The sequence below is a fragment of the Nonomuraea sp. GTA35 genome (assembly GCF_041950525.1).
Classification (GTDB): Bacteria; Actinomycetota; Actinomycetes; order Streptosporangiales; family Streptosporangiaceae; genus Nonomuraea.
This window is the reverse complement of record NZ_JBGNUV010000015.1, coordinates 194524-206879: the sequence shown is the minus strand read 5'-3', so window position 1 is coordinate 206879 and position 12356 is coordinate 194524. Positions and strand designations below refer to the sequence as shown.

Sequence of the window (12356 nt, the reverse complement as noted above, 5' to 3'; positions counted from 1 at the left end):
GCGGAGGCTCGTTGCGGTCATGCGGTCAAACTACGAAGGGTCATGGGCCCGGCGTGCGCACGTGCCCTTGGCCAGGCGTCGCCATGCCGGCGATTCAACCGGCGCTGCGCGGAAAGGTCCAAGACGGCGGCAACGTGAGGAGCAGACGATGAACTCCGGCCTCCCGAGAACCGACGTCGACCAGGCCCTGCTGGGCCACGCCACCTACCGCAGCCTCGGCGAGCAGCGGCTGACGCCGGCCGAGGAACGTTTCGAGAAGGCCAGACGCACCACCGGCCTGTGGCTCGCGCCGCTCGTCACGGTGGTTTTCCTGCTGCTGCCGCTGCGGATGGACGCCGAGCAGCACACGCTGGCGGGCGTGCTGCTCGGGGTCATCGTGTTGTGGGTGACCGAGCCGGTGCCCATCCCCGTCGGCGGGCTCATCGGCGTCGGCGTGATCGTGCTGCTCGGCGTGGCCTCCGCCGCCGACGCGCTCGCCCCGCTCGGCTCCCCCACGCTGTTCACCTTCATCGGCGCGTTCATCCTGGCGCAGGCGATGCTCAAGCACGGCGTGGCGCGCCGCTTCGCCTTCCGCATGTTGTCGCTGCCCGGCGTGGGCCGCTCGACGTTCCGGCTGGTCGTGGCGTTCGGCCTGATCACCGGCCTGCTGTCGGCGTTCGTCTCGAACACCGCCACCGTGGCCATGCTGCTGCCCACCGCGCTCGGCATGCTCGCCGTCATCGCCAAGCTGCTGCAGGACCGCGGGCTGGTCGCGCCCGACTTCAACCCGCTGCGGCTGCGCGTCGGCGCCGCGCTGGTCCTGATGCTCGCGTACGGGGCCAGCGTCGGCGGCCTGATCACCCCTGTCGGCAGCCCGCCGAACCTGATCGGCCGCGGCCTCATCGAGGAGGCCACCGGCAGGCGCATCTCGTTCACCGAGTGGATGCTCACGGCGCTGCCGATCTGCGCGCTCATGTTCGCCGCGCTCGCGGCCGTGCTGCTCCTGCTCAACCGGCCGGAGATCCGCAGGATCGAGGGCGTCGAGGAGTACGTGCACCGCGAGCGCGCCACCCTCGGCCCGCTGTCGCGCGCGGAGAAGAACACGCTCGTCGCCTTCGGCGTCACCGTGTTCCTGTGGATCTTCCCCGGCCTGGTCGCCGTGTTCACCGGGACCGACTCCGCCCTCTACACCACGATCAGCGGCAGGCTCAACGAGGGCGTCGTGGCCGTGCTCGGGGCGGCGCTGCTGTTCCTGCTGCCGACCGACTGGGGCAGGCGCGAGTTCACGCTGAGCTGGAGCGACGCCGCCAAGATCGACTGGGGCACGATCGTGCTGTTCGGCACCGGCATCATCTTCGGCTCCCTGCTGGAGGGCACGGGGCTGGCCAGGACCATCGGCTCGTCGGCGGGCTCGGCGCTGGGGCTGGGCAGCGTGTTCGCCATCACCGCGTTCGCCGTGGTGCTGGCCGTGCTGGTCTCGGAGACCACCAGCAACACGGCGTCGGCGGCCGTGGTGGTGCCGATCGTCATCCCGATCGCGGTGGCGGCCGGAGTGAACCCGTTCGTGCCCGCCCTGGCGGCGACGTTCGCGGCGTCGTTCGGGTTCATGCTGCCGGTCTCCACGCCGCAGAACGCGATCGCGTACGGGTCGGGGGTCGTGCCGATCACGACCATGATCCGGTCGGGGGTGAGCTTCGACGTGCTCGGCGCCCTTCTGATCATCGTGCTCCTGCCGCTGCTCGTCGGGCTGACCGGCATCGGCGCCTGATCAGGCCTCCCTGGAACGCAGGAACGCCTCCAGTGCGGCCCGGACGGCGGCCCGCGTCGGCTCCAGGGCGATCCCGTGCTCCCACAGGAGCTTCCCTGCCGTGCCCGACTTGTCGTGCAGGAGGCCGAGGAGCATGTGCTCGGTGCCGATGTAGTTGTGCCGCAGCTCCGCCGTCTCGGTCAGCGCGGCCGTGAGGGCCCGGCGGGCGTCGGCACCGACCGAGAGCGCCGCCGGGGAGCCGGTGCCGGTGGGCAGCCGCCGCTCCAGGGCCTCGCGCAGGGCGGCCGGGTCCGCGTCCTGGGCGGCGACGGCGCGGACGGCCAGCGTGTTGGGGTCGTCGAGGATGCCGAGCAGCACGTGGCCGGCCTCGATGGAGGGGCGGCCGAGGCGGCGGGCGTGCTCCTCGGCCCGTTCGAGGGTCTCCTTGGCCCGGCCCGTGTACCGCTCGAACGCTCCCGACCTGGCCAGGTCGGCGATGGTGAGGCTGGACCAGCGCCGGCCGTAACGCTGCTGGGCGGCCTGGCGGCTGATGCCGAGGTGGTCGCCGATGTCCGCCCACGAGCAGCCCTCCGCCCGCGCCAGCTCGACCAGGTAGCCGAGCAGGCGGTCGCCGACCTTCTCCAGGTCGGACAGCACGCCTTCGGCCACGGTCAGGCGGGTCAGGGCGTCGGTGTCGTCCGCGCTGCGTTCTTCGACGATCGACAGCAGCTCGGCGAGATCGGGTAGCTGTGGCACCGTACCATTATGACTGTCAACACTCGCCTTGACACTTCATGGATGTCAATGCGACCGTTGACACATGGACATCAGCACGCTGGGAGAAGCGCTCGACACGTTCGTGCCGGAGATCATGGAGCACTGCGGGACACCGGGGTTGTCGATCGCGGTGGGGGCCGGCACGGAGGTGGCGCTGGCGCGGGCGTACGGGGTCGCGGACCTGGCCACCGGCCGGCCGATGACGGTGGACACGGTCGGGCCCACGGGATCGGACTGCAAGCCGTACACCGGGGTCGCCGCCCTGCAGCTCGTGGAGCGCGGCGTGATCGGGCTGGACGAGCCGATCGAGCCGTACGTACGCGTCGTCAACCCGCACGGGCAGCGGCCGATCACGCTGCGGGACCTGCTCACCCACCGCAGCGGGCTCGGCATCGGCATGGGCAACTTCGACCGGGTGCCGCCCCCGCCGCTGGGGGAGCACCTGCGGCGGGTGCTGGAGGCGGGGCGGTCCGACGCGTACGGGGGCACGATGGTCCCGTTCTGGGCCGGGCCCGTGGGGACGCGGTACCAGTACAGCAACGTGGGGATCGCCGTCGTCGGGCACCTCGTCGAGCTGCTCAACCCCGACGGGGTGACGTTCTCCGAGTGGGTGGCGCGGCACGTGTTCGCGCCGCTGGGGATGGGCTCGACCGTGTTCCCGCGGGCGCAGCACCCCGACTTCGTGCCGGCTGGGCTGCTGGCCCGCCGCTCCACCGGGTACGCGACGCTGCCCGGGGTGCGGCTGCCGCTGCCCCCGCTGTACCCGGGGGACTATCCGGCGGGCTCGGCGCTGAGCACGCCGTCCGACCACGCCCGGTTCGTGCTGGCGATACTCAACGGCGGGCCTCCGGTTCTCTCCCCGGAGCTGGCGGCGCAGATGGTCACGGCTCAGGCGTCCGGGGGCACCCTCATGGGGCCGCAGCCCGGTCTGTCCGTCGGGCTGGTGTTCAACGTCTTCGGCGGCGAGCACCCGTACATCGGGCACGGCGGCGAGTACCCCTGGGGCTGGACGCACTTCACCCGCGGCTGGACCGAGGACCGGGTGGCGCTGGTGATCTCCGCCAACCAGTTCGACCTGGGCGACTTCGGCCTCTCCGACCGGCCCGGCCACGCGGCCGCCCGGCTGGTCGCCGAGCTCGTCACCGCCTGGGTGCACGGCGCCGACCCCCGCCCCCGGCGCAGCCTCGCGGCCGGGCGGAGCTTCCTGGCGGGGCTGCTGGTCGGCGACCGGCTCACCACCCGGCTCGGCATCGCGTCGCAACCCTCCGCCGAGGACGTCGCGCGGATCGCCGAGGAGGCCGTGGTGTCGCTGCCCTGGGATCCGGAGGCGTTCCGGCAGGGCGTGGGGCAGGTACGGCTGACGGCGACGCCGCTGGCGGACAACGCCGCGACCGTACGGCGGGAGCTGCCGGGGCACGAGCTGGCGCTGCTGGCGCGGCAGCTCGGGGTGCCCGGCCTGGTCACGCGGCCGGAGAGCTCGCCGGGGGTGGAGAGTTCGCCGGCGGTGGAGGGCTCGCCGGCGGTGGAGAGCTCGCCGGCGGTGGAGAAGTGAGCGTGGACGACAGCCGTACCGTGCTGGAGGCCCTGTCGATCGCGGTGTCGGCGGGCGTGCCGACACTGTTGTGGGGCAGCCCCGGCACCGGCAAGACCTCGGCCGTCGTGGCCCTCGCCGAGTCCCTGAACTGGCCCGTCGAGGTGGTCATCGGCTCGATCAGGGAGCCGAGCGACTTCGCGGGCCTGCCGGTGATCTCCGACGGCGCGGTGCGGCTGACCCCGCCGGCCTGGGCCCACCGGCTGGCCACCGCCGGGCACGGGCTGCTCTTCCTCGACGAGCTGACCACGGCTCCCCCTGCGGTGCAGGCCGCGATGTTGCGGGTGGTGCTGGAGCGGGTGGTCGGCGACGTACGGCTGCCGGACAAGGTGCAGGTGGTCGCCGCCGCCAACCCGCCCGAGGAGGCCGCCGACGGCTGGGACCTGGCGCCGCCGCTGGCCAACCGGCTCGTGCACCTCGACTGGCCGGTGGACGGCAGGCAGATCGCCCGGGGCCTGGCCATGGGCTTTCCGGCACCGTCGCTGACCGGGTTCGCGCAGCCACCCTCTCCCCAGCAGGTGATGGAGGCCCGCGCGACCGTGGCGGCGTTCCTGGAGGTCAGGCCCGCGCTGGCGCTGCAGGTCCCCTCGGGCGGCAACCTGGCGGGCAGCGGTACGTCCGCCATGCCGGGCAGCGGCGGCGGCACCTGGGGCGGTGGCGCGTCCAGGCCGGGCGGTGGTCAGGGGTGGCCCAGCCCCCGGTCGTGGGAGGCGGCGGCCAAGCTGATGGCCGCGTGCAGGGCCGCCGGGGCCGCGGCCGAGGTGCTGGACGTGCTCGTGGCGGGGGCCGTCGGGGAGGGGGCGGCCCTGGAGTTCCTGTCCTGGCTGGAGCACCTGGACCTGCCGGACCCGATGGCGGTGCTGGCGGACCCGGACGCGTTCGAGCTGCCCCGGCGCGGCGATCGGGCCTTCGCCGTGCTCACCTCGGTGGTGGCCGTCGCGGTGGCCGCCGGCGACGTGGAACGCTGGGACGCCGCCTGGAGGGTGATCGCCAAGGCCGCCCGTACCGCACCGGACGTGGCCACCCTCGCGGCCCGCACCCTGGCCGGCCGCCGCCCGCCGGGCGCCAGGATCCCGGCCGCGTTGCTGGAGCTGACCCCGATCCTGCGCTCGGCGGGGCTGCTCGGTGACTGACCCCGACCTGTGGCAGAAGTGGTCGGCGGCCCGCGTCCGCGCCGCCCACCAGGCCCCGTACCTCGCAGCCGCCCTGCTCTCCCTCCACCCCGTCATGGTCACCGGCACCCGCGGCGAGCTGCGGCGCTTCCCCGCGGACACGGGCTGGCGCGTGTACGTCGAGGTCGAGGAGCTGGCGCGGCAGAGCGTGCGGGAGGTGGCGTTCTGGCTCGTCCACCAGGTGACCCACCTCCTGCGGGAACACGCCCGCCGCTACCCGGGCGGCGTGGTGGAGCTGCTGCCCGAGGAGCAGCAGGCCTGGAACCTGGCCACCGACGCCGAGATCAACGACGACCTCACCGCGGACATCTCTGACCTCACCTCTGACATCCCACCGGAGACGGCCGCCCCTACCCGCCCCGGCCTCCCACCGGACACGACCACACCCGCACGCCATGACCTCCCACCGGACGTGACCACCCCAGCCCTGCTCGGCCTCCCGGACGGCTGGACCGCCGAACAGTACTGGCAGGCCCTCCGCGAAGCGGCCCACCGGCACGAGCAGCCGGAGCACGACCACCCGCCCCACCCACCGACCGCCCCAGGAGACTGCGGCAGCGGGTGCGACGGCCTGCCTCGTGCCTGGAACCGCGACGACCTGCCACCCGCCCTCTCCCCCACCGCCGCCCGCCTGACCGCGCTGGACACCGCCCGCAGGATCCGCGAACGCCTGAACGCCCAGGACGACGTCCCGGCCGGCTGGCGCCGCTGGGCCGGCCAGGTGCTCGAACCGACCGTGAGCTGGCGCCGCCACCTGTCCGCCAGGGTGCGCCACGGCCTCGCCCAGGCGGCGGGCCGCGCCGACTACACCTACCGCAGGCCGTCGCGCAGGGCCGCCGCGCTGCCCGGCGTCGTCCTGCCGAGCCTGCACCGCCCCCTGCCCTCGGTGACCGTGCTGATCGACACCTCGGGCTCGATCACCGAGACCATGCTGGCCCAGGCCCTGGCCGAGGTCACCGGGGTCCTGAGGGCCATGGGCATCGCCCGCCGCCTGCTCACGGTGATCACCTGCGACGCCCGCGCGTACCGCCCGCAGACCCTCACCCGGATCTCGGACCTGCGCCTGGACGGCGGCGGAGGCACCGACCTGCGCGCCGGCTTCGCCGCCGCCCTGTCCACCCGCCCGCCCCCGGACCTGATCATCGCGATCACCGACGGCCGCACCCCGTGGCCGCACCGCCCGCCCAGAACCCGGGTCATCGTCGCCCTGCTCGACCCGGCCGGCCAGGCACCCGAGTGGGCGCAGACCGTACACGTGGAAGGAGCATCATGACGTCCAGCACGCCGGAGTTCGACCCCGCCCCGTACGCGGCCGCCGGCATCCCGCCCGCCGAGGGACACCGCTGGTGGACCTGGCGGCTGACCGCCACGCAGGCCACCGCCTGGCGGCGGGCCGGAGTCACCGACCCCGCGCAGGCCATCCAGTGGACCACCGCCCGCGTCACCCCGGACACGGTCGCGGCCTGCCGCGCCGCGGGCCTCACCGCCACCGAGGCACTCCTCTGGCACGAGTACGAGTTCGACCTCGACGACGCCATCACCCTCAAGCACCAGGGCCACGCCCCGGAGCAGGCCTACGACCTCAAGCGAGGCCGCAAGCCCCGCAGCCCGCACGACCCCACGGCCCCCGGGGACGCGTTCACCAGCCTCATGGCCTTCGCGGGCGGCGGCGATCCGCGTGACCGCGCCCAGCGGTTCATCGCCCGGCTCGGCAACACCGACGCCCTCGTCATCTACAGCTACTGCGCCGAGGACTGGGTGGACGACGAGGCCGCCGCCTGGGCCCGGCACAACGTGCCCGCCCCCACGGCCCGCATGTGGCAGGAACTCGGCCTCAGACCCGCCGAGGCCGCCCGCTACATCCAGCGCGGCCTCACCCCGATGGCGGTCGCCCGGGCGTGGTGGCAGGCCGGCATCCCGTTCGAGGAGACGGCGTCCTGGGCGGGCGCCGGCCTGACCCCGGAGGAGGCCGCCGCCCAGCGCGCCAAGGGCGTCACCGCCGAACAGGCCGAAACCCTGCGCACCCTCCGCGACGACCGCTGACGTCGCGACACCCCGGATCACCGACGCGCCTCAGGAAGGCCGCCGCCAGTATGCCGCGCACGCGCTGCCGTGCTTGACCACCTGCGGCAGCGACCACTGCGCCGGCCAGATCTGCAGCAGGTAGTGATCGACGGGCCCGTTCGACAGGTCCACGCCGTCCACGGCCTCGTCCATGCCCCGCGCGTGGTACCGCAGCCGGTACCACCCGGGCCCGGCCGGCAGGGCGTGTCAGCGATCGTCTAATTGAGCCGGGCGATGATCAGGGAATTGAGCCACCTGTAGTCACCGGCCCGTTTGGAGTCGATGCCGAATATCTGCCGCTGTGAGGGCATTTCTCATGGTTCGGCGCTGTGCTTGGGGCTTCGGTTGCCTCGGCTTGGCCAGGAGGGATGAGAAGGTAAACCGTTGCCGTGCGGCCGACGAAGGAGGTCGTGCGGCGTCGATGAGAGGGCCTGACGGCACGTCCGGGCGGGCCTGCGCCCGCCATCCCGGCAGTTCCCCCACGAATACATCACCTACTGCCGGTAAGGTCGGGTTGATGGGCTTCCAGGTGACACAGTTCCGTTTGTATCGGTACGCATTCCGCGAGGAGTGTCAACACGACTTGCTCGTCCGCGTGAACCGGCCAAGCTATCCGAATTACGATCAGACAGCCGACGAGGCGGCTGAAGATTTCGCGGATTCCGCGGCCGATCACCTTCGGACCTGGTGGCAGCGCTGGCTGCTGCCGCGTGACTGTCGCCGCGAACACGAGTCGAGGCTGATGAATGTCTTCTACCAGGCCATCTCAGACGAACTCAACGGCCCTGGCTTGCAAAAAATGATGGTGTGGGAGGTGGTGGTCGATGACGAAACGATCATCGGTGTGGCCTCCACCGAAGAAGAATTGTACCGCCAGGTGAACGACTACTACGCGCCAGACGACGTACCGAAGCCTCCGCGGCAGGCTATCGCCCATACCATCTATTTCCTGACGGAACAGGATGGAACGGGCGATCTCCGCGACGCCTGACAGCCAGCTCAACACCGGACCGTCGGCCTTCCAGTACGTACCTGCTCGGCCAGCATGCCCGTAGAGGGCGGGGGGACCGTCCTTCTGGGAAGCGCTGGCGAGCGCCTCAGGAACGGCTCTTGGCCCGGTTCGCCGCGGGTTTCTGGCCAGGGCGTTTGTTGGGGCGGTAGCTCGGGCCGTCCATGAAGATCCGGTAGCTGGTGTTGATCAGCCGGTCCAGGAGGGACTCGCCGACCACCGGGTTGGGAAACAGCTTGTACCACTCCTCCGGGGCCCGGTTGGAGGTGAGGATCATCGACTTGCCGGAGCGTTCGGAGACCAGTTCATAGAGGTCGTCGGCTTGGGCGGCGGTGAGTTCTCGCATGCCCCAGTCATCCAGGATGAGCAGGGCGGGTTTGGTCAGTTCGGACAGGCGTTTGCGCCAGCTCTGGTCGGCGTGCCCGCCTGCCAGGTGAGCCAGCGCGCGGGAGGTCTTGATGAAGCGCACGTCCATGCCCTGGCGGATGACGAGTCGGCCCAGAGACTGGGCGATGTGGGACTTTCCGACCCCGACCGGGCCATACAAGATCACGGACTCTCCGGCGTGCAACCAGCGCAGCGCCCCCAGATCGCGTAGCTGAGCGGCGGGCAACTTGGGTGAGGCGGCGAAGTCGAAGCCTTCCATGGTGACCGGCTCGTCGAAGCGGGCGCGACGCTCGCGACGCTCCATCGCGGCCGATTCCCGGCGGGAGATCTCGTCCTCACACAACACCTGCAGGAATTCGATGTGTCCTAGGTCGCCGGCGCGGGCCTGGCTGAGCCGGGTGTCGAGGGTGTCGAGCATGCCGCCGAGTCGCAGCGTGCGAAGAGCCTTGTCCAGCGCGCCAAGCTCGATGTGGGTGGCCATGATCCGTATCCTTTCGATGGTGTTTTTCGGCGCCCTTGAGTCCGCCGCGATGAAGGTCAGGCTGGATTCGAGGGCGCCGTGTCCGCTCGTCGCGGGTCAGGAGACCGGGATGTCGAAGGCGTCCAGGGCGACCGCGTCGTGGTGGAACAGCTCTTGCGGGCCGCGCAGGAACGCGCCCGCGCCGCCGTCACCGGCATGGCGGGCGGCCTGGTCGCCCTGATCGGTTTCAGCGGCCAGGATTCCCTTGATGGTGCGGTGGGAGGGGTCGCCCACGGCCAGCGCCTTGGCGCAGGCGGCTTCCAGCCGTTCGGGGTTGTGCTTGTCGGCCATCGCCAGCACCCCTTGGGCTGAGCGCAGGTGGTAGAGCGTGTTGTCGGCCAGGAGTTCGTCGATCACCGCCAGGCAGGCCGGGCCGATCTGCTCGGCCTGCTTGCGACACCAGTCGGGGGTGCGCATGTGGAAGGCGATCTTCTCCGGCGGGTAGTCGGCCAGATCGGTCTGCTTGCCGCGGGGCTTGCGCACATGGGTCTTGACCAGGTCACCGTCATAGAAGAACTGCACCAGGTTCACCGTCATCCGCACCGACAGGTGCTTGCCGACGTACTTCCACGGCACCGAATACAGCACCTTGTCCACGCTGCAGTGGATGTCGGGACCGACTTTCGCCCGAAACCATCGACACAGTTCGAAGGGATGGCGGGGCAGGGGTCGCAGGGCGGGCTGTTCGACCGTGTGAAAGACGGTCAGCGGGGCGGCGCCCTCCAACGGCCGGCACTGGCGCTGCCCGGCGACTTGTTCGCACCAGTGCAGCGCCGCGGCCTCCATGTCGGCCACCGAGGCAAAGCTGTCTTCTCGTCCGCGCCAGAAGCTGTCGCGGATGTAGGGAATGGGCCGTTCGATCCGCGCCTTGTCGCGGGGTTTGCCGCTGCGGGCCGGGTCGATGAGGAGCTGGTAGTGCGCACCGAGTTCGCCGTACGATTTGTTGATCTTCGGGTCGTAGAGGTCGGGGCGATCGACCCCGGTCTTCAAGTTGTCCGGGACGATCCGCGCGGGCACACCCTTGAAGAATTCGAACGCTTCCACGTGAGCTTGGCACCATGCGTGCTGGTCCATCGTGATGACCGGCTTGACGAACAGGTGACGGCTGGCACACAGCACCAGGGCGAACGCCCACACCTGGTGTTTGCGGCCGGTGGCCGGATCGACCCACGCCCCCAGCCGCCCGTAATTCACCTGGGCTTCCTGGCCCGGCCGGGCCGGTTCCAGCCGCAGCACCACCACCCGCGAGCGGGAGACCTCTTCCGGCACGTTGGCGTGAACCCACCGTCGCATCGCGGAGATCGAGCAGGTCAGGCCGCGTTCGTCGCGCAGCCGCTGGTGGATGGTGGTGATCGTGACGCCGCGTTCGATCTGCTCGGTGATGTAGTCGCGGTGTTGTTCGATCAGTGGCCAGGTCGTCCGGCGCAGCTTGGTGTCACGCAGGGCGGGAAACCACAGGTGGATCCACTCGGCCCATTCCGCCGCGGTAAGGGGTTCGTCGCTTGGCGTGATGCCCTCGGCGATCGCCGGAGCCAAGTACCTGGCCACGGTGTTACGTGACACGCCCAGGCTGTTGGCGATCTCTCTGACGGAACGGCCAGCATGCCAGTGCATCAGGATCTCTGCGATGTCGACCACGTGGAACGCCTTCCGCGCCATGATCGCCCTCCCTTCGGCGAGCCCTTGATGGACTACCAAAAGGATCATGGACGGGACTGACCAAGTCCAGACGACACGCACACGTCCTGACCTGGCTCAATTACGCGATCGAGGCTCCCCTGCCCGGCTCAAATCAGTGAAGTCGATCATGCTCTTCCAGCTCAATAACGTGATCGCCGACAAGCGGGCAGCTCGTGGCACCCGCCACCCCACTCGTGCAGCTCGAACTCGCCGGACTCGGACTCGATGCTGATCTCCACGACGTCCTCGAAGCCTTCGACGTCCGCCCCGGGATCGTGGCCGGCCACCGCGACGGTGAAGTCGACCGTCCCGGTGTGCAGGCCCGTGATGAGGAACGCGTCCCCGCCCTCGACCCGGATGATGCCGACCGGGTGGGTCGGGTGGTCGTCGAGAAGGTCCCCGGGACCCTCGGCGTCGTCGGTGCAGTCGATCAGGTACGCCTGCCCGTAGCTGACGTGGAGGTCGAAGTTCGTGACCTGCACGGTGTCCGGTAAGCCGGTCGATTCGCTCATGAGCACCGAGCGTAGGGATGATCACCGACATTTCGGGGGCCGGGCTGCACCGGCACGCAGTGCGGCTGGGCGGGCTCGACCGGCGGCTGCACCGTCTCGCGGGACGCCTGGACACCACGGCGTGCTCGGTGACGGTCAACTGACTCACATGGTCGTCCCGCCCGAGACGTCGAGCCGGTGCCCGGTGATGTAGCGGCTGTCGTCGGAGGCCAGGAAGGCGACGGTGTCGGCCACGTCCTGCGGCGTGCCGAGCCGGCCGAGGGGTGTCTGCGACGACAGCCAGGCCAGGGCGTCACCGACCAGGCGCCCCTCGTGCATGTCGGTGTCGATGACACCGGGGGCCACGAGGTTGACCGTGATGCCACGCGGCCCGAGCTGCTTGGCCAGCGCGACGGTGAGGACGTCGAGCGCCGCCTTGGACATGGCGTAGTCGATCGCCCTGGGCATGGCGGCTCCTCTGGTCAGCATGGTGCCCACGGTGATGATCCGCCCGCCGTCGCGCAGCCGTGGCAGGGCTTGCTGGGTGATGAAGAACGGGGCGGTGGTGTTGACCGCGAACAGGCGCTCGAGGCCCTCCCGGGTGACGCCGCCGATCTCGCTCTGACCGCCGAGGATGCCCGCGTTGTTGACCAGGACGTGCAATCCGTCGGCGTGCGCGTCGAAGCCCGACCACAGGGCTTCGGCGTCACCCGGCGTGCCCAGCTCGGCCTGGACGGCGAAGGCCTGCCCGCCGGCGGCCTCGATGGTGGCCACGACCTCCTTGGCGGCCGCGTGGTTGCCGCCGTAGTGCACGGCGACGCGGGCGCCCTCGCGCGCCAGCCGGGTGGCGATCGCACGGCCGATACCCCTGCTCGCGCCGGTCACCAGCGCCGTCTTCCCGGTCAATCGCATCTTGATCATCTCCTATTCGCGTACCGC

The 12356-nt window shown here is 71.0% G+C and carries 13 protein-coding genes; 7 read left to right on the top strand and 6 right to left on the bottom strand.

Annotation, left to right across the window (positions count from 1 at the left end; translation table 11 throughout):
* Positions 1-148 precede the first annotated feature (148 nt).
* Positions 149-1747 (top strand): SLC13 family permease, encoded by a 1599-nt coding sequence (locus ACBJ32_RS46935; RefSeq protein WP_375132380.1) that lies wholly within the window; start codon positions 149-151, stop codon positions 1745-1747.
* Here the strand turns inward: ACBJ32_RS46935 and ACBJ32_RS46930 are convergent, their stop codons facing one another.
* A complete protein-coding gene (locus ACBJ32_RS46930) occupies positions 1748-2482 on the bottom strand; it encodes a Clp protease N-terminal domain-containing protein (protein WP_375132379.1) in 735 nt (244 codons plus the stop codon).
* A gap of 64 nt (positions 2483-2546) precedes the next feature.
* On the opposite strand from ACBJ32_RS46930, the gene ACBJ32_RS46925 reads away from it, so the two are divergent.
* The 4 genes from ACBJ32_RS46925 to ACBJ32_RS46910 are packed head-to-tail and all read left to right on the top strand — an operon-like array spanning position 2547 to position 7309.
* The gene (locus ACBJ32_RS46925) at positions 2547-4055 is read left to right on the top strand and encodes a serine hydrolase domain-containing protein (protein ID WP_375132378.1); all 1509 of its coding nucleotides are present in this window, start codon (positions 2547-2549) and stop codon (positions 4053-4055) included.
* A gap of 2 nt (positions 4056-4057) precedes the next feature.
* Positions 4058-5227 carry an AAA family ATPase gene (locus tag ACBJ32_RS46920; RefSeq protein ID WP_375132377.1) on the top strand — a complete coding sequence of 390 codons (1170 nt, stop codon included), beginning with the start codon at positions 4058-4060 and terminating at the stop codon, positions 5225-5227.
* Positions 5220-6539, top strand: coding sequence for a VWA-like domain-containing protein (locus ACBJ32_RS46915; protein ID WP_375132376.1), 1320 nt, complete (start codon positions 5220-5222; stop codon positions 6537-6539). Before ACBJ32_RS46920 ends, ACBJ32_RS46915 begins: the two co-directional genes overlap by 8 nt.
* Complete coding sequence (locus ACBJ32_RS46910; protein WP_375132375.1) at positions 6536-7309, top strand: hypothetical protein; 774 nt, start codon at positions 6536-6538, stop codon at positions 7307-7309. Before ACBJ32_RS46915 ends, ACBJ32_RS46910 begins: the two co-directional genes overlap by 4 nt.
* Before the next feature lie 30 nt (positions 7310-7339).
* Here ACBJ32_RS46910 and ACBJ32_RS46905 read toward each other — a convergent pair whose 3' ends face one another.
* Entirely contained in the window at positions 7340-7483 is a 144-nt protein-coding gene (locus ACBJ32_RS46905) for a hypothetical protein (protein ID WP_375132374.1), read from the bottom strand.
* Between the two features lie 364 nt (positions 7484-7847).
* Between ACBJ32_RS46905 and ACBJ32_RS46900 the strand changes: the two genes are divergently transcribed.
* On the top strand, positions 7848-8321 hold the full coding sequence (locus ACBJ32_RS46900; protein ID WP_375132373.1) for a hypothetical protein: 474 nt from the start codon (positions 7848-7850) through the stop codon (positions 8319-8321).
* A 106-nt stretch (positions 8322-8427) separates the two neighbouring features.
* Here ACBJ32_RS46900 and istB read toward each other — a convergent pair whose 3' ends face one another.
* The 3 genes from istB to ACBJ32_RS46885 form a co-directional block, all read right to left on the bottom strand.
* Positions 8428-9207: an IS21-like element helper ATPase IstB gene (istB, locus tag ACBJ32_RS46895; RefSeq protein ID WP_375132372.1), complete on the bottom strand. Its 780-nt coding sequence runs from the start codon at positions 9205-9207 to the stop codon at positions 8428-8430.
* 96 nt (positions 9208-9303) lie between these two features.
* Entirely contained in the window at positions 9304-10884 is a 1581-nt protein-coding gene (gene istA, locus ACBJ32_RS46890; RefSeq protein ID WP_375132494.1) for an IS21 family transposase, read from the bottom strand.
* Between the two features lie 182 nt (positions 10885-11066).
* A complete protein-coding gene (locus tag ACBJ32_RS46885) occupies positions 11067-11438 on the bottom strand; it encodes a hypothetical protein (RefSeq protein WP_375132371.1) in 372 nt (123 codons plus the stop codon).
* Between the two features lie 17 nt (positions 11439-11455).
* Here ACBJ32_RS46885 and ACBJ32_RS46880 point away from each other — a divergent pair, with 17 nt between their 5' ends.
* Complete coding sequence (locus ACBJ32_RS46880; protein WP_375132370.1) at positions 11456-11581, top strand: hypothetical protein; 126 nt, start codon at positions 11456-11458, stop codon at positions 11579-11581.
* A 1-nt stretch (position 11582) separates the two neighbouring features.
* Here the strand turns inward: ACBJ32_RS46880 and ACBJ32_RS46875 are convergent, their stop codons facing one another.
* Positions 11583-12329, bottom strand: coding sequence for an SDR family oxidoreductase (locus ACBJ32_RS46875; protein ID WP_375132369.1), 747 nt, complete (start codon positions 12327-12329; stop codon positions 11583-11585).
* Positions 12330-12356 lie beyond the last annotated feature (27 nt).

Coding starts and splice junctions, on each gene's coding strand:
- ACBJ32_RS46935 (WP_375132380.1), top strand. CDS start 149: ATGAACTCCGGCCTCCCGAGAACCGACGTCGACCAGGCCCTGCTGGGC.
- ACBJ32_RS46925 (WP_375132378.1), top strand. CDS start 2,547: ATGGACATCAGCACGCTGGGAGAAGCGCTCGACACGTTCGTGCCGGAG.
- ACBJ32_RS46910 (WP_375132375.1), top strand. CDS start 6,536: ATGACGTCCAGCACGCCGGAGTTCGACCCCGCCCCGTACGCGGCCGCC.
- ACBJ32_RS46905 (WP_375132374.1), bottom strand. CDS start 7,483: ATGGACGAGGCCGTGGACGGCGTGGACCTGTCGAACGGGCCCGTCGAT.
- ACBJ32_RS46900 (WP_375132373.1), top strand. CDS start 7,848: ATGGGCTTCCAGGTGACACAGTTCCGTTTGTATCGGTACGCATTCCGC.
- istB (WP_375132372.1), bottom strand. CDS start 9,207: ATGGCCACCCACATCGAGCTTGGCGCGCTGGACAAGGCTCTTCGCACG.
- ACBJ32_RS46885 (WP_375132371.1), bottom strand. CDS start 11,438: ATGAGCGAATCGACCGGCTTACCGGACACCGTGCAGGTCACGAACTTC.
- ACBJ32_RS46880 (WP_375132370.1), top strand. CDS start 11,456: ATGATCACCGACATTTCGGGGGCCGGGCTGCACCGGCACGCAGTGCGG.
- ACBJ32_RS46875 (WP_375132369.1), bottom strand. CDS start 12,329: ATGCGATTGACCGGGAAGACGGCGCTGGTGACCGGCGCGAGCAGGGGT.